Annotated in this window: 20 protein-coding genes; 12 read left to right on the top strand and 8 right to left on the bottom strand. The window is 62.2% G+C overall.

Annotated elements, in window-relative coordinates:
• From AMM41_RS10615 to AMM41_RS10605, 3 genes are read left to right on the top strand one after another with little or no spacing between them, the layout of a single operon-like run.
• Positions 1-1,131 carry a COX15/CtaA family protein gene (locus tag AMM41_RS10615; RefSeq protein ID WP_089957390.1) on the top strand — a complete coding sequence of 377 codons (1,131 nt, stop codon included), beginning with the start codon at positions 1-3 and terminating at the stop codon, positions 1,129-1,131.
• Positions 1,128-2,024, top strand: a complete 897-nt coding sequence (gene cyoE, locus AMM41_RS10610; protein WP_089957389.1) for a heme o synthase — start codon at positions 1,128-1,130, stop codon at positions 2,022-2,024. Before AMM41_RS10615 ends, cyoE begins: the two co-directional genes overlap by 4 nt.
• Before the next feature lie 9 nt (positions 2,025-2,033).
• Entirely contained in the window at positions 2,034-2,639 is a 606-nt protein-coding gene (locus tag AMM41_RS10605; protein WP_194944733.1) for an SCO family protein, read from the top strand.
• A 99-nt stretch (positions 2,640-2,738) separates the two neighbouring features.
• Here AMM41_RS10605 and AMM41_RS10600 read toward each other — a convergent pair whose 3' ends face one another.
• The 3 genes from AMM41_RS10600 to ftsY all read right to left on the bottom strand — a co-directional run bounded on the left by AMM41_RS10600 (position 2,739) and on the right by ftsY (position 6,029).
• Positions 2,739-3,767, bottom strand: a complete 1,029-nt coding sequence (locus AMM41_RS10600) for a Bug family tripartite tricarboxylate transporter substrate binding protein (protein ID WP_089957384.1) — start codon at positions 3,765-3,767, stop codon at positions 2,739-2,741.
• Between the two features lie 107 nt (positions 3,768-3,874).
• A complete protein-coding gene (rpoH, locus tag AMM41_RS10595; protein ID WP_089957382.1) occupies positions 3,875-4,807 on the bottom strand; it encodes an RNA polymerase sigma factor RpoH in 933 nt (310 codons plus the stop codon).
• A gap of 157 nt (positions 4,808-4,964) precedes the next feature.
• Positions 4,965-6,029 carry a signal recognition particle-docking protein FtsY gene (gene ftsY / locus AMM41_RS10590; RefSeq protein ID WP_089957547.1) on the bottom strand — a complete coding sequence of 355 codons (1,065 nt, stop codon included), beginning with the start codon at positions 6,027-6,029 and terminating at the stop codon, positions 4,965-4,967.
• Positions 6,030-6,057: 28 nt separating this feature from the next.
• Between ftsY and AMM41_RS10585 the strand changes: the two genes are divergently transcribed.
• A complete protein-coding gene (locus AMM41_RS10585; RefSeq protein ID WP_089957380.1) occupies positions 6,058-7,500 on the top strand; it encodes a M16 family metallopeptidase in 1,443 nt (480 codons plus the stop codon).
• 26 nt (positions 7,501-7,526) lie between these two features.
• On the top strand, positions 7,527-8,909 hold the full coding sequence (locus tag AMM41_RS10580; protein WP_228769227.1) for a M16 family metallopeptidase: 1,383 nt from the start codon (positions 7,527-7,529) through the stop codon (positions 8,907-8,909).
• A gap of 324 nt (positions 8,910-9,233) precedes the next feature.
• Here AMM41_RS10580 and AMM41_RS10575 read toward each other — a convergent pair whose 3' ends face one another.
• Positions 9,234-9,704: a winged helix-turn-helix transcriptional regulator gene (locus tag AMM41_RS10575; RefSeq protein ID WP_089957374.1), complete on the bottom strand. Its 471-nt coding sequence runs from the start codon at positions 9,702-9,704 to the stop codon at positions 9,234-9,236.
• 130 nt (positions 9,705-9,834) lie between these two features.
• Between AMM41_RS10575 and AMM41_RS10570 the strand changes: the two genes are divergently transcribed.
• From AMM41_RS10570 to coaD, 4 genes are all read left to right on the top strand, one after another.
• Positions 9,835-11,196 carry a D-amino acid dehydrogenase gene (locus AMM41_RS10570; protein ID WP_089957372.1) on the top strand — a complete coding sequence of 454 codons (1,362 nt, stop codon included), beginning with the start codon at positions 9,835-9,837 and terminating at the stop codon, positions 11,194-11,196.
• Positions 11,197-11,248: 52 nt separating this feature from the next.
• Complete coding sequence (locus AMM41_RS10565; protein WP_089957369.1) at positions 11,249-11,587, top strand: hypothetical protein; 339 nt, start codon at positions 11,249-11,251, stop codon at positions 11,585-11,587.
• Positions 11,588-11,780: 193 nt separating this feature from the next.
• Positions 11,781-12,479 (top strand): 16S rRNA (guanine(966)-N(2))-methyltransferase RsmD, encoded by a 699-nt coding sequence (gene rsmD / locus AMM41_RS10560; protein WP_089957368.1) that lies wholly within the window; start codon positions 11,781-11,783, stop codon positions 12,477-12,479.
• Positions 12,476-12,982 carry a pantetheine-phosphate adenylyltransferase gene (coaD, locus tag AMM41_RS10555; protein WP_089957364.1) on the top strand — a complete coding sequence of 169 codons (507 nt, stop codon included), beginning with the start codon at positions 12,476-12,478 and terminating at the stop codon, positions 12,980-12,982. Before rsmD ends, coaD begins: the two co-directional genes overlap by 4 nt.
• A gap of 181 nt (positions 12,983-13,163) precedes the next feature.
• On the opposite strand, the gene recJ is transcribed toward coaD, so the two are convergent.
• The 3 genes from recJ to AMM41_RS10540 form a co-directional block, all read right to left on the bottom strand.
• Positions 13,164-14,873, bottom strand: coding sequence for a single-stranded-DNA-specific exonuclease RecJ (gene recJ, locus AMM41_RS10550; protein ID WP_089957359.1), 1,710 nt, complete (start codon positions 14,871-14,873; stop codon positions 13,164-13,166).
• 7 nt (positions 14,874-14,880) lie between these two features.
• Positions 14,881-15,840, bottom strand: coding sequence for a hypothetical protein (locus AMM41_RS10545; RefSeq protein ID WP_089957356.1), 960 nt, complete (start codon positions 15,838-15,840; stop codon positions 14,881-14,883).
• 71 nt (positions 15,841-15,911) lie between these two features.
• Positions 15,912-16,763 carry an acid phosphatase gene (locus AMM41_RS10540; RefSeq protein WP_089957353.1) on the bottom strand — a complete coding sequence of 284 codons (852 nt, stop codon included), beginning with the start codon at positions 16,761-16,763 and terminating at the stop codon, positions 15,912-15,914.
• A gap of 378 nt (positions 16,764-17,141) precedes the next feature.
• On the opposite strand from AMM41_RS10540, the gene AMM41_RS10535 reads away from it, so the two are divergent.
• From AMM41_RS10535 to AMM41_RS10525, 3 genes are read left to right on the top strand one after another with little or no spacing between them, the layout of a single operon-like run.
• Positions 17,142-18,125, top strand: a complete 984-nt coding sequence (locus AMM41_RS10535) for a tripartite tricarboxylate transporter substrate binding protein (RefSeq protein WP_089957350.1) — start codon at positions 17,142-17,144, stop codon at positions 18,123-18,125.
• A gap of 8 nt (positions 18,126-18,133) precedes the next feature.
• Positions 18,134-18,607 (top strand): tripartite tricarboxylate transporter TctB family protein, encoded by a 474-nt coding sequence (locus AMM41_RS10530; protein ID WP_089957346.1) that lies wholly within the window; start codon positions 18,134-18,136, stop codon positions 18,605-18,607.
• Between the two features lie 57 nt (positions 18,608-18,664).
• Positions 18,665-20,158, top strand: a complete 1,494-nt coding sequence (locus tag AMM41_RS10525; protein ID WP_089957342.1) for a tripartite tricarboxylate transporter permease — start codon at positions 18,665-18,667, stop codon at positions 20,156-20,158.
• A gap of 152 nt (positions 20,159-20,310) precedes the next feature.
• Here the strand turns inward: AMM41_RS10525 and AMM41_RS10520 are convergent, their stop codons facing one another.
• On the bottom strand, positions 20,311-21,357 hold the full coding sequence (locus AMM41_RS10520) for an Ldh family oxidoreductase (RefSeq protein WP_089957544.1): 1,047 nt from the start codon (positions 21,355-21,357) through the stop codon (positions 20,311-20,313).
• Positions 21,358-21,404 lie beyond the last annotated feature (47 nt).

Raw genomic sequence — 21,404 nt, 5'->3', positions numbered from 1 at the left:
ATGACCGAAGTTGACCTGTACAACCTGGCCCCTGTGCTTGAGCTGATGGCGGTGGGCCTGGCGGTGGCAGCTTTGCCCTTGGGCTGGTGGTTGTGGAGACAGCGCAGCGCCACCCCCTCTGGTCGGCTCAAGGCATTGACCTTGATCACTTTGTTCCTGACCTTTGATTTGGTGCTGTTCGGTGCCTTCACCCGGTTGACCGATTCCGGCTTGGGTTGCCCGGATTGGCCGGGTTGTTACGGCAGTGCCACGCCCATGGGTGCCAAAGTCGAGATCACCGCTGCTCAGACCGCCATGCCCACAGGGCCAGTGACACACGGCAAAGCCTGGATTGAGATGGTGCACCGCTACTTGGCCACAGGTGTGGGTGTGCTGATCTTGACGCTTGCCAGCATGACCTGGTGGCTGCGCCGCCGAAGCGAAACGGTCAGCCCATGGTGGCCCACCTTCACCTTGGTGTGGGTCTGTTTGCAAGGTGCTTTTGGCGCACTCACGGTGACCATGAAGCTCTTTCCAGCCATTGTCACCTTGCACCTGATGTTTGGTATTGGTTTGCTGGCATTGCTGATGGCCCAGGCCGTGCGCTACGACGGTGCCAACAAACGGCCTTTGCCTGCGGGTTTGCGCACGGGCTTGTGGTTGGGGGTTGGCGTGCTGTGGCTGCAAATCGCCTTGGGTGGTTGGGTCAGCACCAATTACGCGGTGCTGGCCTGTCCTGATTTTCCGACCTGCCATGGCCAGTGGGTGCCTGAGATGAACTGGCAAGGCTTCAGTGTTTGGCGCGAGTTGGGCCATACCCCTGCAGGTGACTTGTTGCCCTTCAGTGCCTTGTCGTCGATTCACTTTGTGCACCGTTCGGCCGCTTGGCTGGTGTTGGCTGTGTTGGTGTGGTTGGGTTGGCGCTTGCGCCAGCAACCGGGCTTGGTGTCTGCTGGACAATGGTTGTTGGGTTTGTCAGCCCTTCAATTCATCACAGGCCTGAGCAACGTGGTGCTGGGTTGGCCATTGTTGGCCGCCGTGATGCACACGGGAGGCGCCGCCGCCATGGTGGTCACCTTGACCTGGGCCTTGAGCATCAGTCGCGCCGATAATCCACAGTCTTCCTCCAATTTCAAAAAGTCTGTCCCATGACCGCCGCCACCGCCCCTTTGCCTACTTCTGCATGGCGTCAGTACTACGCATTGACCAAGCCGCGTGTGGTGCAGTTGATTGTTTTTTGTGCCTTGATCGGCATGGTTTTGGCGGTGCCCGGCGTGCCCAGTTTGGCCGAGTTGATGCTCGGTTTGTGGGCCTGTGTCGGCATCTGGTTGGTCGCAGGGGCAGCCGCGGCTTTCAACTGCCTGGTTGAAAAAACCATCGATTCCAAAATGAAGCGCACGTCTTGGCGCCCCACTGCCAAAGGGGAGCTGAGTGACCGTCAGGCCTTGCTGTTTTCAGCCGTCTTGTGTGCTTTGGGTTCGGCCGTGCTCTATGTTTTGGTCAATCCTTTGACCATGTGGCTCACCTTTGCCACCTTTGTGGGTTACGCCATCATTTACACCGTGATCCTCAAGCCGCTGACGCCGCAAAACATCGTGATCGGTGGCGCCAGTGGGGCCATGCCACCGGTGCTGGGCTGGGCGGCCATGACCGGACAGGTCGGGCCTGAGGCCTTGATCCTGTTTTTGATCATCTTCTTGTGGACGCCCCCCCACTTTTGGGCCTTGGCACTGTACCGCGTGGAGGATTACCGCAAGTCGGGTCTGCCCATGTTGCCCGTGACGCACGGCAACGAATTCACGCGCTTGCAAATCTTGCTCTACACCATTGTGCTCATGGCCTCTTGCCTGATGCCCTTTGTGTACGGCATGAGTTCATGGCTTTACTTGGTCGCAGCGGTGGTGCTGAGCATCGGTTTCATCGGCTATGCGGTGGCGCTGTACCGCGCCTACTCAGACGAGTTGGCCCGCAAGACATTCCGTTTTTCCTTGATCCACTTGAGCGCTTTGTTTGCCGCGTTGCTGCTGGACCATTACATTTTTTAAGGCCTGAACATGACGCGCAGAGTTTTTGCAAAAGCCGCTTTGGCCATGGGCGTGGCCGCAGCCCTTGTGGGTTTGGTCGCTTGTGGCCAAGACAAACCCGCTTTTCGGGGTGTGGACATCACCGGAGCCGATTACGCCCAAGGCTTTGAGCTGAGCGACCAAAACGGCCAGGTGCGCAGGCTCAAGGATTTTGCGGGCAAAGCGGTGGTGGTGTTTTTTGGCTACACCCAATGCCCCGATGTGTGCCCTACCGCTTTGCAGGAAATGGCGCAAGCCAAACAACTTTTGGGGGCTGACGCGGATAAATTGCAAGGCGTCTTCATCACCGTCGATCCGGAGCGCGATACACCCGAGTTGCTCAAGGCCTACATGGCCAACTTTGGCTCAGACTTTGTGGGCCTGCACCCTACGGCTGAACAACTGCCCAAAGTGACCAAAGACTTCAAGATCTATTTCAAAAAGGTAGAGGGCAAAACCCCCACGAGCTACACCATGGACCACTCGGCGGGCAGCTTCACCTTTGACCCACAAGGGCGAATTCGGCTTTACAACCGCCATGCCAGCGGGGCTGAGTCCTTGGCGGCCGATGTGAAAATTTTGCTGAGCGGCAAATAAAGTTTCGGTATCAATCACTCAGCTCAAGAAAAAGATGCCTGAAAGGCATGCCATTTTTTGGGAAATAGGGGCAGGGGGATGTGGCCCCCTTGCCACGTCTCAGTTCACTTCGATTTTCTGGCTCCGGATGATGTCGCCGAGCGCTTTCGTGTCGGATTGAATCCGGTTGCGCAAACCCTCGGGCGAAGAGCCCACCACCTGCCAGCCTTGCTGGAACAAACGCGCACGCATCTCGGGCGCACGCACGATCTCGCTGACCACGGCCGACAGCTTGCTGGCCACAGCCGCTGGCATCGAGGCGGGGGCGGCCACCGCGTTCCAGATCTCCAGCTGGTAATCCTTCACACCGATCTCTGACAGGCTGGGCACCTCGGCGGCCACGGGGCTGCGTCCGGTGCTCGAAGCCCCAATGGCCCGGAGTTTGCCGCCGCGCACTTGCGCTGCCGACAGGGCAGGCGGCAGCAAAGCCAATTGCACTTGCCCACCGAGCATGGCGGTGATGATCTGCGGGTTGCCGGGGTAGGGCACATGCACAGGGGCAATACCGGCTTTGGTCTTGAGCAACTCCATGCCCAGGTGCGCCACCGTGCCGACACCGGGCGAGGCATAACTGAGCTTGTCGCCCGCTTTTTGGGCTTGGCTCAACCATTCGGCTGCGGTTTGGCCAGGTGCCACTCCGGGTCCTGACGCGGGAACAGTCAGCACCAAAGGGGCTTTGCCAATCAGGCTGATGGGTGCCAGGTCTTTGAGCGGGTCGTAAGGCACCTTGGGGTTCAGGATGCGGGCAATCGTCATGTTGCCGTTGATCATCAGGCCCAGGGTGTGGCCGTCGGTTGATTTGGCCACGAAGTCAGCCGCGATGTTGCCGCCGGCACCCACTTTGTTCTCGACGATCACGTTTTGGCCCAAGGCTTTGGCCAGTGGTTCGGCCAAGGCGCGTGCCGTCAGGTCGGGGCTGGAGCCGGCGGGAAAGCCGACCACCAAGCGCACGGTTTGGCTGGGCCAAGTGGCTGTTGATGCAGTGGAAGAGGGAGTGGCCCATGAAGGTGTCAGTCCCAGAGCCAAAGCAGCGCCAAGGGCTTGGGCCAGATGGCGGCGAGAAAAAACAGTGGGGGTGCGAGCGGTCATGGCGTAGCCTTTCAAAACAAAACTGCCGTGACTTTAGCGCACAGCAGGCGAAAAAATACCCGGTCGAAGCCGGGTATTGAAGTCAAAGCAGGCGACAGGCCCTGAGTTCAAGCGAACTCGACCAGCGCCTTTTTCATCTTCTTCATGGCCGCGACTTCGATCTGACGGATGCGCTCAGCGCTCACACCGTACTCGTCGGCCAGGTCGTGCAGCGTCATGCCGCCCGAGCCGTTGTCGTTCACTTTGAGCCAGCGCTCTTCCACGATGCGGCGGCTTCGCTCGTCCAGCACGCTCAAAGCACTGGCCAAGCCATCGCTGGCCATCACATCGCGCTGGTGCGCTTCGATCATGGCGGTGGGCTCGTGGTTCACATCGGCCAGGTAGGCAATGGGGCCAAAGGCCTGCTCACCGTCGTCCGATGGGGCCGGATCCAGCAGCACATCGCCGCCGGACATGCGCATTTCCATCTCGCGCACTTCTTCGCGCTTGACGTTCAGGCTGTTGGCCATCGCGTCGACCTGGTCGGGCGTCAGGGTGTCGCGGTGCGTGCCTTCGTCGGCGTCGGCTTTGTAGCCTTGCTTCATCGAGCGCAAGTTGAAAAAGAGCTTGCGCTGGGCCTTGGTGGTGGCCATTTTGACCATGCGCCAGTTTTTCAGGATGTACTCATGAATTTCGGCCTTGATCCAATGCAGCGCATAGCTGACCAGGCGCACGCCTTGCTCGGGGTCGAATCGCTTGACCGCCTTCATCAGGCCCACATTGCCTTCCTGGATCAGGTCGCCATGGGGCAGGCCATAACCCAAGTATTGGCGAGACACCGAGACGACCAAACGCAGATGCGAGAGCACCAGCTTGCGGGCGGCTTCCAAGTCGTCGTTGGCTTTGAGTTGGCGGGCGGCTTCTTGCTCTTCCTCGAGGGTGAGCATGGGCATGCGGTTGACCGCAGAGATGTAGGCGTCCAAGTGGCCGAGCGAGGGCACGACCGCCCAAGGATTGCTCAGCGCGATGGCTGTGGCGGGGGAACCAGTTTGAATGTTCATACCAGAACTCCTTTCAGAATACCCCAATGTTAGCACTCTCTGGTGAGGAGTGCTAAAGGGCGGCCTCAGCTTGGCTGTGGGCATGGGGTTTCCCCCTATTTTGTGAGTGAAGAGGGGGGGTGTCTGTGCGCTGGTGAACGGCGAAATACCGGGGTGTTCAGCTCAGCAGGGCTTGGGCAAACTCACGGGCGTTGAAGGTTTCCAGGTCTTCCAGTTTTTCCCCTACCCCAATGAAGTAGACCGGAATCGGCTTTTCGCGGGCAATGGCGCACAGCACGCCGCCCTTGGCGGTGCCGTCGAGCTTGGTCACGATCAGGCCCGTGAGGCCCAATGTGTCGTCAAAGGCTTTGACTTGGGCCAAGGCGTTTTGCCCAGTGTTGCCATCGATCACCAGCAGCACCTCGTGCGGGGCGGTGCCGTCGGCTTTTTGCACCACGCGCTTGATTTTTTTCAGCTCTTCCATTAAATGGGTTTGTGTTGGCAAGCGGCCTGCGGTGTCGACCAAGACCACGTCGCGGCCACGGGCGCGGCCAGCGCTCACCGCGTCAAAGCTCACGGCCGCCGGGTCACCGCCTTGTTGGCTGACGATCTCCACCGTGTTGCGGGTGGCCCAAACCGCCAGCTGCTCTTTGGCGGCGGCGCGGAAGGTGTCGGCTGCGGCCAGCAGCACGCTCAGGCCTTCGTCGGCCAAGTGCTTGGTCAGTTTGCCAATCGAGGTGGTTTTGCCCGCGCCGTTGACGCCCGCCACCATGATCACGGTGGGGTGGTGGTCGCCAATGCTCAGGGGTTTTTGCAGAGGCGTCAGCAAGTCGGTGATGGCATCGGCCAGCAGCGTTTTGACTTGTGATGGGTCAGTCGCCTTGGCTTCTTTCACGCGGCGCTTGAGGTCTTGCAGCAAATGTTCTGTGGCCTTGACCCCCGTGTCGGCCACCAGCAACGCGGTTTCCAGCTCTTCGTACAGTTCGTCGTCGATGCGCGTGCCGGTGAAGACGGTGGTGATGCTGGAGCCGGTCTTGCGCAGACCGGCTTTGAGGCGGTCCAGCCAGCCTTGGCGGGCGGCAGGGGCGGCAGGTGTTGCAGCAGACGGGTCCGGGGGCTGTGTGGGTGTGCTGGCGGGCGATGGTGACTTGCTGGCGACGGGTGCTGAAACTTGGGGTTCAACGGCCGCTGGAGCTGATGGGACCTCAGCGGGTGGGGATTTTTTTTTGAAGAAGCTGAACATGGCGTGGATTTCAAGGATCATGCATTCTATGAAACCGAACTTTCTTTTGGGTCTTTCTTTGACAACAGCCTTGCTCAGCAGCAGCCTGAGCGCCATGGCGCAGGCACCGCAAGCACCAGCAAACAGCCCGCCGCCGCGAGAACAGGCTGCCCCAAGCCAGGTCCAGACTTTCACCTTGGCCAATGGCATGACACTGTGGGTCAAACCCGACCGCCGCGCCCCCACGGCGGTGCACATGGTCTGGCTGCGCGTGGGCTCCATGGACGAGGTGGATGGCACCAGCGGTGTGGCCCATGTGCTGGAGCACATGCTGTTCAAAGGCACGCCCACTTTGGCTGTGGGGGAGTTCTCGCGCCGTGTGGCCGCTTTGGGCGGACGCGAAAACGCCTTCACCGCCAAGGATTACACCGGCTATTACCAGCAAATTCCATCCAGCCAGCTTGAAGCCGTGATGCGTCTGGAGTCGGACCGCTTTGCCAACAACCAGTGGCCCGATGCCGAATTTGCCAAAGAGCTGGAGGTGGTGAAAGAAGAGCGCCGCTTGCGCACCGACGACAACCCCCGCGCCCAATTGCACGAAATGCTCTCGGCCACGGCCTTGTCGGCCTCGCCCTACCGCCGCCCCATCGTTGGCTGGATGAGCGACCTGGAGGCCATGACGGCGCAAGACGCCCGCGATTTTTACCGCAAGTGGTACACCCCTGCCAATGCGGCCGTGGTGGTGGCGGGCGATGTGGACCCGCTGCAAGTCAAGGCACTGGCTGAGAAGTATTACGGCAGCATCCCGATCCGCGCCGTGCCCGATCGCAAACCCCGGGAAGAGCCCGCGCAGCAAGGCTTGCGCCGCTTCGAATTCAAAGCCCCGGCCGAGCAGTCGTATGTGGCCTTGGCTTTCAAAGTGCCGCGCTTGGTGAGCCTCGCGGCCTCGCCCGAACATGACGATGCCCTCGCCTTGACGGTGCTGGCCGCTGTGCTCGATGGCTACAGCGGCGCGCGTCTGGACCGCGCCCTGACCCAAGGTGAAAACCGCCTGGCCGACAGCGCGGGGGCTTACAACGGACTCATGGGGCGTGGGCCGCAGTTCTTTTACCTGGAAGGTGTGCCCGCCAAAGGCCAAACGCCGCAAGCGCTGGAAGCGGCCTTGCGGGCCCAGGTGCAACGCGTGGCTACCGAGGGCGTGAACGAGGCCGAGCTGCAGCGCGTCAAAACCCAATGGGTGGCCAGCGAAATTTACAAGCTCGATTCGGTGTTTAACCAAGCGCGTGAGTTGGGCGTGGCCTGGACACTGGGTTTGCCGCCAGACTACGGGGCGCAGCTGATCGCCCGGCTGAGGCAGGTCACGCCTGCCCAGGTGCAGGCCGTGGCGCAAAAGTATTTTGGTGACGACAGCCTCACTGTGGCCACCTTGTTGCCCCAGCCTATGTCGGGCCAGCCCCGGGCGCGTCGCGCCCTGCCCGGTGCCCGCCATTAAAGCGCTTCATGAAAGTTTCAAACCCCATGTTCCTCATCCCTTCCTTGAACGCCCTGGCTTGGCGGCGCACGGCCTTGACGCTGGCCTGTTGGGCCGCGGCCAGCTGGGCGCACGCTTCCTTGCCCATCCAGCACTGGACCCAGCCCAGCGGTGCACGGGTGTACCTGGTCGAGAGCCAGGCCATCCCCATGGTCGATGTGCAGATCGACATCGACGCGGGCAGCCGCCGTGACCCGGCGGCGCAGGCTGGCCTGGCCTCGGTCATGGCCGGGCAAATGGCCAACGGCACCCGTGCCGAGCCGCAAGTGCAAGGGAAGGGCCAAGGCCCTTACCCCCAGGCCCTGGACGAAAACCAGATCGGTGAGGCCTGGGCCGATTTGGGTGCCAGCTTTGGTGCCAGTGCAAGCGGTGACCGCATGAGCTTTGGCCTGCGCAGCCTGAGCTACCCCGATTTGCTGGACAAAGCCGTGGCACTGGCGGCCCGGCAAATGGCGCACCCGGCTTTTCCCGAGGCCATGTGGCTGCGTGACCGCGAACGCATCAGCGCCTCCATCCGGGAATCACTCACCAAGCCCGGCACGGTGGTGCAGCAACGCTTTGCACAAGCCGTGTATGGCACGCACCCCTATGGTTTTCGGGCCACCCCCGAGAGCTTGTCGCGCATCGGTGTGCAAGATCTGAAAAACCTGCACGCCCAGGCCCTGCGCGCTTGCCGCGCCACGGTGAGTGTGGTGGGCACTTTGACCCGCGCCCAAGCCGATGCCTTGGTGCAGCGCCTGCTGGCGCAGTGGCCCCGTGAGTCAGGCTGCGCCAGCTTGCCGCCCGTGCCCGAAGTGGCCCCTTTGGCCGCTGCGGAAAACCTGAACTTGCCTTTTGACTCGGCCCAGGCCCATGTGTTGATTGGCCAGCCCGGCTACAAACGCACCGACCCCGACTTCTTTGCCCTGCTGGTGGGCAACCACATTTTGGGCGGGGGTGGTTTTGTTTCGCGCCTGACCGAGCAGGTGCGCGAAAAACGTGGCCTGAGCTACAGCGTCTACAGCGGTTTTGCCCCAGGCCAGCACGCCGGAGCCTTCACCGTGGGCCTGCAAACCCGCCCCGACCAGGCCAAGCAAGCCGTGGCAGTGGCCCAAGAGGTGGTGCAAGGCTTTGTGCGCCAGGGCCCGACCGAGGCCGAGCTGACAGCGGCCAAATCCAACCTGGTGGGCGGCTTTGCCCTGCGCATCGACAGCAACCGCAAGCTGCTGGACAACGTGGCCAACATCGCCTGGAACCGGCTGCCGCTGGACTACCTGAACACCTGGACGCGGCAGATCGAGCGCGTCAGCGCCGCCGATGTGCAACGCGCCATGGCCCGGGTGCTGCAGCCCGAGCGCATGGTCACGGTGGTGGTGGGCGCTGCGCCCTGAAAGGTCTGCAGGTGGCCAACATGCAGGGCATTGCCCCTGTAGGAGCGACGCCCTCGTCGCGAAAACCTTCACAGACCACGACCTATCGCCCCGAGGGCGGGGCTCCTACAAAATGCAGGGCATCTCCCTGTAGGAGCGACGCCCCCGTCGCGATCGCCCCTCGCAGACCACCTCCCATCGCCCCGAGGGCGGGGCTCCTACAAAAAGATCATCGCCCCGAGGGCGGAGCTCCCACAATCACAACATGCGTTCAGCCGCATGGCCTGTCGGAAGGCAGCATCAAGGCAAGCCTATCGCGTGAGTTGATCTGATGCCCAACCGCGCTCAAGCCCGCCCCAAAGCCAGCTGCATGCTTTCCTTGACCTCTTCCATCACCACATAGCTGTGTGACTCGGCGGGCACCGGGATGTTTTTGAGCAACTTGCCCAGCAAGCTGCGGTAGTCGCTCATGCCCTTCAGGCGTGCCTTGATCAGGTAGTCAAAACTGCCCGACACCAGGTGGCACTCCATCACCTCGGGCAGGGCCTGCATGGCCGCACGCACTTTCTCGAACACCTCGTCCGATTTGCTGGACAGGCGAATCTCCACAAACACCAGCAGCGTGCGCCCCAGCGCCTGAGGGTGCAGGTGCGCGTGGTAACCGGTGATCACGCCTTCGCGCTCCATGCGGCGCACCCGCTCGGTGCAGGGTGAGGCCGACAGGCCCACCCGTTCGGCCAGCTCGGTCATGCTCAGGCGGCCCTGGGCTTGCAGGGCGTCCAGGATTTTCAGGTCGATGCGGTCGAGTTCGGTCATTTCACTGCGCAGCCTTCATGGGGGATGGGGTGGATGGTGTCTTTCACTGTCCGGGGCTTGATTTTCAATGAAATTCACTGACAAGTGGTTCCTAGAATCCATTTCATTGCAAAAATTAGAGGTCAGGTCCATGAAAGTCCTTGTTTTGGGTTCGGGTGTCATTGGCACCACCACCGCCTATTTTCTGGCCCGCGCCGGGGCCGAGGTCACGGTGATCGACCGCCAAAGTGGCCCCGCCATGGAGACCAGCTTTGCCAACGCCGGGCAGGTCTCGCCGGGTTACTCCACGCCGTGGGCGGCCCCCGGCATTCCTTTGAAGGCGATCAAGTGGTTGTTTCAAAAACATGCCCCTTTGAGCCTGCGTCCGGACGGCAGCCTGTTCCAATTGCGCTGGTTGATGAGCATGCTGGCCCAGTGCAATGGGGCCGACTACGCCACCAACAAAGAACGCATGATGCGCCTGTCCAACTACAGCCGCGATGTGCTGCGCCAGCTGCGGGCCGACACGGGGCTGAGCTATGAAGAACGCCAAGGCGGCACCTTGCAGTTGTTTCGCACCCAGGCCCAGCTCGATGCCGCGCACAAAGACATTGCGGTGTTGCGCGACTGCGGCGTGCCTTTTGAGTTGCTCAGCCGAGAACAGTTGGCCGGTGTGGAGCCGGGCCTGGCCGACGCTTTGCCGCGCCTGGCCGGTGGCTTGCGTTTGCCCGACGACGAAACCGGCGACTGCCACCTGTTCAGCACCCGCCTGGCGGCCATGGCCGAGGCCGCCGGTGTGCGCTTTGAGTGGGGGCAGGACATCGCTGCGCTGGACGTGCAAGGCGGCCGTGTGCAAGGGGCGTGGGTGCAAGCAGCTTCTGGGCCGGAGAAGGGTCAGCCCCTGCGCCATGTGGCCGCCGACCGTGTGGTGCTGGCGCTGGGCGTGCAGTCAAGGGCGCTGCTGCAACCCTTGGGCATGGACTTGCCGGTTTACCCGGTCAAAGGCTATTCGCTCACCTTGCCCTTGATCGATGCGGCGCGGGCACCCGTCTCGACGGTGCTGGATGAGAGCTACAAAGTGGCCATCACCCGTTTTGATCAGCGCATCCGCGTGGGCGGCATGGCGGGCTTGGTGGGCTACGACCTGTCGCTCGATGAGCGCCGCCGTCAAACGCTGGAGATGGTGGTGCAAGACCTGTTTCCGGGAGGCGATGTATCCAAGGCGCAATTTTGGACGGGCCTGCGACCCATGACGCCGGACAGCACCCCGGTGGTGGGGGTTTGCCCGGTGCAAGGGCTGTTTTTGAACACCGGGCACGGCACCCTGGGCTGGACCATGGCCTGCGGCAGTGGGCAATTGGTGACCGATTTGGTCATGGGCCACGAGCCTGCCATTGAGCACCATGACTTGGCTTGGCAACGCTACAACCCAAGCACTCGCCGTGCGACGAAACACGGCGTTACAACTGGGGTGACTGGCGCGTCATCAGGACTGGCGCAGGGGGCGTTGTAGTTGCAAGTTCAACAAAGTGTTGGACTGAAAACCTGATGAAAGAGTTTTGATCATGAACAAGCTGCTCGCCACCCTCGTTGCCGGTTTCTTTGCTGCCGCTGCCTTTGCCCAAGCGCCCGCCTTGCCTGCGACAGCCGTCACAGCACCCGCTGTAGCCGCGACCGCAGCCAAAGCTTCAACAGCTGCCGCAGCACCCGCTGCACCCGCTGCAGCCGCGACTGCAGCCAAAGATGCCAAAGCTGATTTGAAGGCCGATGTGAAAGCCGATGTGAAGGCCACTGCAAAAGACAAGGCAGAGAGTCAAGCCAAAGCCAAAGCCGAAAAGAAAGCGGCCAAAGCCGCCGCCAAGGCACAAGCCAAGGCGGATGCCAAAGTGGCTGCTGTCAAGTGATGACACGGGACCCGCGTTCACGCGGAGTCCCTGACCTTGTTGAAAAAAAACCAGCGTGATGCTGGTTTTTTTTCGTCTGGCTTTGTTGTGAGCCACAGGTGTCCAGCAGTGACGCTGGAAGCTGCGCTGTTTCTCGTCCATGTCCAGGTCAGATCGCGTTCGCAGTGGGCAGCGGCCTTTACACTTGTGCACCATGCCCTCATCGAAAACATCACGCTCATCGACCCATGCCGCAGCTTCCAAACCTGCAGCCCGAAAACCTGTCCCCAAAACCCCCAAAGGCCCGCCTTCGCACGAGATCCGCATCATCGGCGGGCAGTGGCGGCGCACTCGCCTGAAGGTGATCGACAAACCCGGCCTGCGCCCCACGCCCGACCGTGTGCGCGAAACCCTGTTCAACTGGCTGGGTCAGGACCTGAGCGGCTGGCGCTGCGTGGACGCGTTTGCGGGCACGGGCGTTCTGGGCCTGGAGGCTGCATCGCGCGGCGCGGCCGATGTGCTGATGGTCGAGCAAGACGCCGTGCTGGTGCGCGATTTACAAGACAACGCCACCCGCCTCAAAGCCAGCATGGTCAGTGTGCAGCGCGGCGACGCGGTGAGCACTTTGGGCCGGTTGCCTGCGGGCAGTGTGGACCTGGTGTTCATTGACCCGCCTTTTGACGGCCCCTGGTTTGAGCCAGCCCTGAAAGCCGCCACCCGGGCTGTGCCCGTGGGCGGCTGGATTTATTTGGAAGCGCCTGTGGCTTGGCCCACAGAGACATTGACAGCCTTGGGCCTACAGTGCGAACGCCACCTCAAAGCAGGCGCGGTGCACGCCCATTTGTTGCAACGGGTCAGCCCTGAAACTGCACCCACCTCGATTGCCACCCCTGCTGAAGGAGACACGCCATGAGCCGATCTGCCAATACCGCTGTGACCGCTGTTTATTCCGGCACCTTTGACCCGCTCACCCTGGGCCATGAAGACGCGATCCGCCGCGCTGCCCAAATGTTTGACGAGGTCATCATTGCCGTGGCTGTGGCACACCACAAAAAAACCCTGTTCAGTCTGGACGAGCGCGTGGCCCTGGCGCAAGCGGCTTTGGCCGACTGCCCGAACGTGAAGGCGCTGCCGTTTGACGGCCTGATCGTTGAGTTTGTGCGTTCGCAAAACGCTCAGGTCATCGTGCGCGGCCTGCGCTCGGTGACCGACTACGACTACGAAACGCAAATGTCCGGCATGAACCGCCACCTGGCCCCGGAAGTGGACACCGTGTTTTTGCACACCAGCGCCCATGTGCAGCACATCAGCAGCACTTTGGTGCGCGAAATTGCCAAGCTGGGTGGCGATGTATCCGGCCTGGTGTCCGCGCCTGTGCTGAACGCCTTGCAGGGCAAAGTGGCCACCAAGCATTGAGACACCCTCTGTGGGAGCCCACCCCGTGGGCGATAGGCGTGGGACGTGCCCCGAAGATTTCCCCCACAGGGGTTGGCCCCTACAAAATGCAGGCATACCCCTTGTGGGAGCGGCGCCCCCGCCGCGATAGAGCCTCGCAGACCACCACCCCCATCGCACCGAGGGCGGTGCTCCTACAAATTCACAGCTCCGCGCCTTCGACCAAAAAGCGCACCCGCTTTTGGCCTTGCCACTCGTCGGCGTCCAGGCGGTAGGCCAGTTTGACCCGTGAGGGCAAAGGCTCGGTCCGGCCAAACCAGATGCCGTCCACCGGCTGGCCTTGGTGCTTCATCTTGAGCGACAGGTGTTTCTCGCCCACCAAGCGCTGCGACACGATCTCGATCTCTTCGCAAAAAACCGGTGGTGCAAAGCCCTGGCCCCAGACCTCGTGGTGCAGCATGTCCACCAAATCCACCCTGCGGTATTCGGCGGGCAGGGGGCCGTCGGTTTCCAGGCGGCGTTGCAGCGTAGCGGCGTCCAGCCATTCCATGGCGACTTGGTTGAGCGTTTCCTCAAACACATCGAGGTGTTCTTCGGCCACGGTGCAACCCGCCGCCATGGCGTGACCGCCAAAACGCAGCAGCACGCCCGGGGCGCGTTTGGCCACCAGGTCGAGTGCATCGCGCAGATGAAAACCCGCAATGGAGCGGCCCGATCCCTTGAGCTCGTGCTCTTTGCCCGGGGCGCTGCTGGCCGCAAACACAAAGGTGGGGCGGTGCAATTTGTCCTTGATGCGCGAGGCCACGATGCCCACCACGCCTTCGTGAAAATCCGGGTCGAACACACAAATCGCCGGTGGCGGCTCGTCGCCTTCGTCAAACAGCGACTCTGCCATCTCCATGGCCATCTCGCGCATGTCACCCTCGATCACGCGGCGTTCGCGGTTGATCGCGTCCAGCTGTTTGGCCAGCTCGTCGGCGCGGCCTGCGTCGTCGGTCAGCAGGCACTCGATGCCGAGCGTCATGTCGGCCAAGCGGCCTGCCGCGTTGATGCGCGGCCCCAGGGCAAAACCAAAATCAAACGTGGTGGCCTTGGCCGTTTCGCGGCCCGCTGCGCGCATGAGCGCCGACATGCCGGGCGGCAGTGCGCCTGCACGAACGCGGCGCAGGCCTTGCGCCACCAGGCGGCGGTTGTTGGCGTCGAGCTTGACCACGTCGGCCACGGTGCCCAAGGCCACCAGCGGCAGCAGCGCGTCCAGACGCGGCTGGTTGCTCGCATCAAACACGCCGCGCTGGCGCAACTCGGCCCGAAGGGCCAGCAGCACGTAAAACATGACGCCCACACCCGCGATGGATTTGCTGGTGAAGCTGCAGCCGGGCTGGTTGGGGTTGACGATCACTTCGGCCGTGGGCAGTTCGCTGCCCGGCAGATGGTGGTCGGTCACCAGCACCTGCAGGCCCAGGGCTTGCGCTGCCTGCACGCCCGCCACGCTGGCAATGCCGTTGTCCACGGTGATCAACACATCGGCGCCTTGCGCGTGCACCCGCTCGGCAATCGGCGGCGTCAGGCCGTAGCCGTCGACTACCCGGTCGGGCACCAGGTAGCTCACATTGTGTGCACCCAGCATGCGCAGGCCGCGCACACCCACGGCGCAGGCGGTCGCGCCGTCGCAGTCGTAATCGGCCACGATGCACAGGCGCTTGTTTTGCGCCATGGCGTCGGCCAGCAGCTGGGCGGCTGCTTGCGTGCCCAGCATGCCGGCCGGGGGCAGCAGCAGGTTCAGCGCGTCGTCGAGTTCGTCTTTGGACTGCACGCCACGGGCGGCATACAGGCGGGCCAGCAGGGGGTGGATGCCCGCTTGTTCCAGCGCCCAGGCGCTGCGGGGGGGCACATCTCGGGTGAGCAAATTCATGGGGTGATCAGAGGGTGATGAGGGCTTGAAGAGCCGCTGCAGGGGAAGGTTTGTTGAACAGCCGGGTGATTTTTTGGTGCCACGCGGCCGGTGCGGCAGTGTAGGTGTGCGCCGCGTGTTCGCTGCAAAGGCTGAGCTGGCCTTGGCCTGTCGCTTTCAGGTGTTGAAACAGGTCGGCCACGGCCGTGGCATCGAGCTGCTGCCAAGCTTGCCGCCAAGCCTGCACATCGCCATGCAAAGCGCTGGAGCGCAGGGCGTCTGACACGGTCGCTGTCTCGGTCATGGGCGGCGCAGCGGAAGGTGTGACCGCAGGCAGCGTGCCCGCGCCATGCAGCCAAAAGGCGTTCACCGTGTGCTGCCTGCGGGCGTCGCGAGCGTCGTTCACCGGGTGGTTGTACAGCAGCATCTGCATCTCGCTTTGCAGGCGCTGCAGGGGCCGGGCAGTGGGGTGCTGGGGCATCCAGTCTTTCACGTTTTGGCCGATCACCCGGTCGAGCGAGGCGGTGGGCAGGTCGGCCAGCAGTGCGCCTTGGGCGTGCCAGCGCAAGGTGCTGTGCCAGGTCACTTGCAGGCCGTCTTCTTGCAAGAAGGGCTGCATGGCTTGCAAAAGCTGCTGCGATTCTTCGTCGCTCAAGCGCAAATGCGCGGGGTTGGCCATCACCACCTGGTCCATGCCGACTTGCCAGTGGCAGGGCGTCATCCAGGCTTGGGGCGCGGCACTGGCTTGGCCCTGTTGCGCCTGGTGCCAAGCGGCCCAGGGCAGGGTGGGGGCGTCAGGTGCCCAGCCCAGGGCCTGGGCTTGCAGGCGTTCGTGCGGCAGGTGCAGCGGTGTGGCTTCGGAGTCTTGCAGCACCTGCTGGCGCTGCAGCAGGCTCAGCAGGGTTTGCAAATGGGGCAGCTGCCAACCGGCCCAGACTTCGGGGCCGGTGAAGGCGTGGCTGGCCGCATAGGGAATGATCAGGTGCATGGGGCCTGATTGTCGCAGGCCCCATGAAAGGAAGTTGGGTCGGTTCAGCGTGCAGCGCCCAACGCCCACCCTCAGCGTTTCAAAGCAGCGGCTTCGGCAGCGCAGTCAGTGCGATTCGATTTCAGACCTTTGGCCCGGGCGGCGGCGATCTCGGCTTTGGCCAGTTGGGCTTGGGCCTGGAACACCGGGTCGGCTTGCAGGCGGGCCACGGCGGCAGCGCCCACCACGCGTCCGGCTTCCAGGTCGCTTTGCCAGTGCACGCCACACACCATGCGGCTGTCGCCAAAGGCGTGGCCGCGTTGCACCAAGGCGTTGGCTTTGTCGGGGGCGAGCCCAGCCAAGATCAAGCCCCAGGCCCAGCCCAAAGCGGCGTGGCCGGAGGGGTAAGCGCCGTCTTTGGACAGGTGCGCTTCTTCCTTGGGCGAGCAGGTGGTTTCACCCAGCTCGGCAAAGGGGCGCTTGCGGTTGTAGTGGTCTTTGGCCCTGTAGGTGGCAAAGCCCGCGTCCACCAGGCTGCGGCGCAGCAGCATGTTCAGGTGGGGCGTGGCCTCTTGCGAGATGGGGATGTCCAGCGCACACGAGAACACCCCGGCGGCTTCGGGAAACTTCAGGTTCACGTCCTTGAAGGCGTATTCCCAGCGCGGTGTATTGCGCAGGGCGCGGGTTTGCTGGTGCTGCTGCAGGTCGGCCGCCTGGCGGGCCGAGCCGGGGGCGGGTGGGGGTGGCACCAAGGCCAGGCTGTCGGGCAGTTCCTTGCGGTCGATGTAGCCGTTCAGGTAGCCCGAGCCCTTGCGGAACTCACCCACCACTTCGGGTGAGGTCGGGGGCACTGGGGCTTGTGTCGGGGCGGTTTGGCAGGCGCTGAGCGCCAGCCCGGCGGTGATGCCAAGACAAAGGGTGCGGGCGGTGTGCTTGAAATTCATGAAATGTGTCTTTGAGTGAGGTTCCATGGGGGCATGAAGACGTGCATCAAGCCGGTCGATGGAGGGCCATGCCTCCAAACGAGGTGGGGCAAGTTTTGAAGAAAAGTCTTGGCCAAATCGTCACTGGCGTGACTTTTTGCGTGAAAACACCGAGATCGCTGTGTTCAGGCCCCACAACCCTTGGCCCCCGCTGGCGCTGGCCAGGGCAGGGTGCCCTTGGCAAACGATGTTGTTCAAATCGGCGGGTTCACAAGGGTTCCAGTCGCCAGAGTTACTGAGGCTATGGTTGACCCTAATGGTCTGTGCAGGCATTGGGTATAAATTTTGATGAGGCGGGTGCCAGTCGGTCCCGGCTGTACAAATCAAAAGGAGACACCCATGTTCAATCGCTCGCGTCGTACTTTGGTGGCCAGTGCTGTTGCTGGTCTGGCTTGTTTGGCAGCCGCTGTGCCTGCAGCTGCGCAAAACTACCCCGCACGCCCCATCACCATGATCGTGCCCTGGGGGGCCGGTGGTGGTACCGATGCGGTGGCCCGCATCGTGGCCAGCTTGCTCGAAAAAGACCTCGGTCAACCCGTGACCGTCGTCAACCGCACGGGCGGCAGCGGTGTGGTGGGCCATGCGGCCATTGCCTCGGCCCCCGCTGACGGCTACACCATCGGTCTGGCCACGGTCGAAATTGGCATGATGCATTGGCAGGGCCTGACACAGCTGACAGGCGCTTCTTACACCCCCATCGGTCTGGTCAATGCCGACCCGGCTGGCATTCAGGTGCGTGCCGATTCGCCTTACAAAAACGTGAACGATTTGCTCGCCGCCATCAAGGCCAACCCCGGCAAGTTCAAAGCCTCGGGCACAGGCCAGGGCGGCATCTGGCATTTGGCCATTGCCGGTTTGTTGCTGGACCAGAAAATCGACCCTGCTGCACTGCCTTGGGTGCCCAGCAACGGCGCAGCGCCTGGCTTGCAAGACATGGTGGCCGGTGGCGTGGAAGTGGCACCAGTGTCCCTGCCTGAAGCGCGTTCGCTGATCGATGCGGGCAAGGTCAAGAGCTTGGCCATCATGGATGCCAAACCTTCGACGCTGTACCCCAATGTGCCCACCCTGAAGTCCGCCACTGGCAGCAACTGGACCATGGCGGCGTGGCGCGGTGTGCTCGCGCCCAAGGGTTTGCCTGCACCGGTACAAGCCAAATTGGCCGAGGCCGTGCGCAAGGCCGTGGCCAGCAAAGAGTACAACGACTTCATGACCAGCCGTGGCCTGGGTGTGATTTATGGCGGACCGGATGAGATGGCCAAGTTCATGGCCAAGTCCGATGCCGAAATGGGCGTGACCATGAAGGCTGTGGGTCTGGTCAAGTAAGACTGCCCATGAAAATCAACGACGCTTTTTGGGGCGTCTTGCTCATGGCCTTGGGCGCTGCGGTGCTCTGGGCTGTGCGCGGCTACCCCAATATCCCCGGTCAGCCGGTTGGGCCGGCTTTGTTCCCGGGCTTGATTGCCATCGGCCTGTGTGCGGGCGGCGCTTTGCTGGTCTGGCAAGGCTGGCGTGATCGCGCGAATGGACCATGGCTGGAGTGGGAAGACTGGCTGCGTTCGCCGCGGCACACCAAGGCGCTGGTCGCCCTGCTGGGTTCGGTGGTCTTTTACATCGTGCTGTCTGATGAGCTGGGATTTTTCATCACCTCATTTTTGATGCTGGTGACCTTGTTCAGATCCTTGCAAGTGGCTTGGGGACGATCGGTCTTTTGGGCGGTGGTGGCTACTTTGGTGGTTCACTTTGCCTTTTACAAGTTGCTTCGTGTCCCTTTGCCTTGGGGCATCTTGACGCCGCTGGCCTGGTAAGGCGACTTTCACCACTTTCAACCCTAATGACTTTGTCGGTCTGAGGAGTCTTATCCCATGTGGACAGCCATTGGCCAAGCTTTTTCGATGGTGTTCGAGCCCTACACCTTGATGGTGATGGTGCTTGCTTCTCTTTATGGCCTTTTCGTTGGCGCAGTGCCGGGACTGACCGCTACCATGGCCACGGCGTTGCTGGTGCCGGTCACCTTTTTTATGCCGCCCATTCCGGCGGTGGCGGCCATGGTCACCGCCACGGCGATGGCCATCTTTTCAGGTGACATCCCGGGTTGTTTGCTGCGAATTCCGGGCACGCCCGCATCGGCGGCCTACACCGACGAAGCATTTGCCATGACGCGCAAGGGGCAAGCCGAGAAAGCGCTGGGCGCAGGCCTGGTGTTCTCTGCGGTGGGGGGCTTGTTTGGCACGGTGGTGCTGATCGTTGCTGCGCCTGCCTTGGCCGACTTTGCGCTGAACTTCAGTTCCTTCGAATACTTTTGGTTGGTGCTGTTGGGCCTGACTTGCGCGGTCTTCATCTCCACCGGTTCGCCGGTCAAGGGCCTGATGATGTTGTTCCTGGGCTTGTTGGTGGCGTGTGTGGGCTTGGGCAACCCGGCCGGTTTCCCGCGCTTTACCTTTGGCAACACCGAAATGTCGGGCGGCATCGGCATGATCGCCATGATGATCGGCATGTTCGCCATCTCCGAAATCATCCGCTACGTGGTGGACACCAGCCCCCCGGCCGAGTTGGTGGTGGAAGAAGTCGGCGGTGTGCTGAAAGGGCAATGGGCGCTGGCCAAAAAATACCCCAAACAAATTTTGCGAGGCAGCGTTCTGGGCACGGCCGTGGGCGCTTTGCCCGGTGCCGGGGCCGACATCGCCGCCTGGATGTCCTATGCCATGAGCAAGAAATTTTCCAAGGAGCCTGAAAAATTTGGCACCGGGCATGTGGAAGGCATTGTGGAGTCGGGCTCGGCCAACAACAGTGCCTTGGCCGGTGCGTGGATTCCGGCCTTGGTGTTTGGCATTCCGGGCGACTCAATCACGGCCATTGTGATCGGTGTGCTGTACATGAAGAACATGAATCCCGGTCCGACCTTGTTCACCACCAACCCGCAAAACATTTATGCGGTGTTTTTGCTGTTCATTGTGGCCAACCTGATCATGATTCCCCTGGGTATTTTGTGCATCAAGGTGGCCAAACGCATCCTCAAGGTGCCGCGTGAAATTCTGATGCCGATGATCTTGCTGTTTTGTGTGGTGGGCACTTTTGCCATCAACAACTCGGTGTTTCAGGTGGGGGTGATGCTGGTCGCAGGCATCCTGGCTTATCTGCTGGAGGCCAATAAATTTCCGGTGGCTCCGGCGATTTTGGGCGTGGTGCTGGGCGGCATGCTGGAAGAAAACTTCATCACCTCAATGATCAAGTCCAATGGCGACTTGACCGCTTTTGTTGCCCGACCCATCGCACTGGGTTTGGCCATTCTCACCGCTTCGGTGTGGTTTGCACCCCTGCTCTTTCGCATGCTGCGAAAACCTGCCCCTGCGGCTTGATGCGAGGGGTCTGGACTCGCAGTGTTGGCGCTGTCTCTCTTTGTAGGAGCGGCGCCCCCGCCGCGATAGCGCTTCGTGGACCTCTACACTTCGCCCCGATGGTGAGATGCCTGCACAGTCACGCAGGGCTTTGACCCACACGGTCCTTCGCTTCAAACCGCTGAGGGCACAGCGATTTTGAACTTCTCGGCCCAAGGCACCAGCATGGGCATGATGTTCGGGTAAAGCGCCACGCCTTGGCTGACGCTGTCGGCCTTGAGTTTCAGGCCGCGTTCACCTGGCGTGCGCACCCAGCGGTCGGGCTGTGCGGGCCGCGAAGCATGGCATTGGCGTGAGACCTCGTCCATTTGCGTGTTGAAGGCGCTTTGGCCTGCAAAAGCGCGGGGGTCGATGATTTGCAAAAACACCGTGGCCCCCCAGCCCTCTGGCGCATCGGCGCGGCCGTGGCCGGCCAGGCCACCCGTCAGCGCTTCGACCATCCAGCTCAGGCCATAGCCTTTGTGGCCCGAGTCCATGCCCCCGAGCGGCAAGATCGTGCCCTTGGGTTCATTGAACAGCACAGCCGGGTCGCGGCTGGGCTGGCCGTGGCCATCCATCACCCACTCGGCAGGCAGCAAACCGCCTTCTTTGTGCAGGCGGTTGGTCATGCCGTTGGTGGTGGACGAAGTGGACACATCGATCAGCACCGGCAAGCCCGATGTGGGAATGCCCACCGACATGGGGTTGGGCGTGAACACCGGGTCCAGCCCGCCAAAGGGGGCGATGCTGGCAGCGTTCGGGTCGGAGCAATGCAGCAGCATCATGAAGCCCTGATCCGTCACGCGCTGGTGGTAGGCGGCCAGGCAGGCAATGTGGTGGCTGCGCCGAATGACCACGGTGCAAGTGCCTTGTGTGCGTGCGCGTTGAGTGGCCAAGTCGATGGCTTGCAGCACCAGCCAAGGGCCAGGCAGGCGCTGGCCATCCCAGGTCACAGCAGCTGGGTGGTCCGACACCACCAGGGGCTGACCGTCTTTGCGCATCTTGCCCGCTTCCAGCTCGGCCAGATAAGGCGCCAGCAAGGCCAGGCCATGGGTGGTGTGGCCCAGCAAGTCACCTTCCAGCAAGACGTCAGCCACGGCCTGTGCCTTGTCGGGCGGCAAGCCTGCGGTTTGCAATAGTTGGTCGGCAAAAGCCAAAAGGTCAGCAGCAGCGTAGTTCATGGGCTTCATCATAAAAACAAGCCTGCCAAGTCCTGTCACGCTGCGGA

The organism is Limnohabitans sp. 2KL-3 (assembly GCF_001269405.1).
GTDB lineage: Bacteria > Pseudomonadota > Gammaproteobacteria > Burkholderiales > Burkholderiaceae_C > Limnohabitans_A.
This window is presented reverse-complemented; position numbering and strand designations above follow the sequence as displayed.

Bases quoted from the DNA above. Each gene is read 5' to 3' on its own strand.
- AMM41_RS10615 (WP_089957390.1), top strand. From the start codon at position 1: ATGACCGAAGTTGACCTGTACAACCTGGCCCCTGTGCTTGAGCTGATG.
- cyoE (WP_089957389.1), top strand. From the start codon at position 1,128: ATGACCGCCGCCACCGCCCCTTTGCCTACTTCTGCATGGCGTCAGTAC.
- AMM41_RS10605 (WP_194944733.1), top strand. From the start codon at position 2,034: ATGACGCGCAGAGTTTTTGCAAAAGCCGCTTTGGCCATGGGCGTGGCC.
- AMM41_RS10600 (WP_089957384.1), bottom strand. From the start codon at position 3,767: ATGACCGCTCGCACCCCCACTGTTTTTTCTCGCCGCCATCTGGCCCAA.
- rpoH (WP_089957382.1), bottom strand. From the start codon at position 4,807: ATGAACATTCAAACTGGTTCCCCCGCCACAGCCATCGCGCTGAGCAAT.
- ftsY (WP_089957547.1), bottom strand. From the start codon at position 6,029: ATGTTCAGCTTCTTCAAAAAAAAATCCCCACCCGCTGAGGTCCCATCA.
- AMM41_RS10585 (WP_089957380.1), top strand. From the start codon at position 6,058: ATGAAACCGAACTTTCTTTTGGGTCTTTCTTTGACAACAGCCTTGCTC.
- AMM41_RS10580 (WP_228769227.1), top strand. From the start codon at position 7,527: ATGTTCCTCATCCCTTCCTTGAACGCCCTGGCTTGGCGGCGCACGGCC.
- AMM41_RS10575 (WP_089957374.1), bottom strand. From the start codon at position 9,704: ATGACCGAACTCGACCGCATCGACCTGAAAATCCTGGACGCCCTGCAA.
- AMM41_RS10570 (WP_089957372.1), top strand. From the start codon at position 9,835: ATGAAAGTCCTTGTTTTGGGTTCGGGTGTCATTGGCACCACCACCGCC.
- AMM41_RS10565 (WP_089957369.1), top strand. From the start codon at position 11,249: ATGAACAAGCTGCTCGCCACCCTCGTTGCCGGTTTCTTTGCTGCCGCT.
- rsmD (WP_089957368.1), top strand. From the start codon at position 11,781: ATGCCCTCATCGAAAACATCACGCTCATCGACCCATGCCGCAGCTTCC.
- coaD (WP_089957364.1), top strand. From the start codon at position 12,476: ATGAGCCGATCTGCCAATACCGCTGTGACCGCTGTTTATTCCGGCACC.
- recJ (WP_089957359.1), bottom strand. From the start codon at position 14,873: ATGAATTTGCTCACCCGAGATGTGCCCCCCCGCAGCGCCTGGGCGCTG.
- AMM41_RS10545 (WP_089957356.1), bottom strand. From the start codon at position 15,840: ATGCACCTGATCATTCCCTATGCGGCCAGCCACGCCTTCACCGGCCCC.
- AMM41_RS10540 (WP_089957353.1), bottom strand. From the start codon at position 16,763: ATGAATTTCAAGCACACCGCCCGCACCCTTTGTCTTGGCATCACCGCC.
- AMM41_RS10535 (WP_089957350.1), top strand. From the start codon at position 17,142: ATGTTCAATCGCTCGCGTCGTACTTTGGTGGCCAGTGCTGTTGCTGGT.
- AMM41_RS10530 (WP_089957346.1), top strand. From the start codon at position 18,134: ATGAAAATCAACGACGCTTTTTGGGGCGTCTTGCTCATGGCCTTGGGC.
- AMM41_RS10525 (WP_089957342.1), top strand. From the start codon at position 18,665: ATGTGGACAGCCATTGGCCAAGCTTTTTCGATGGTGTTCGAGCCCTAC.
- AMM41_RS10520 (WP_089957544.1), bottom strand. From the start codon at position 21,357: ATGAACTACGCTGCTGCTGACCTTTTGGCTTTTGCCGACCAACTATTG.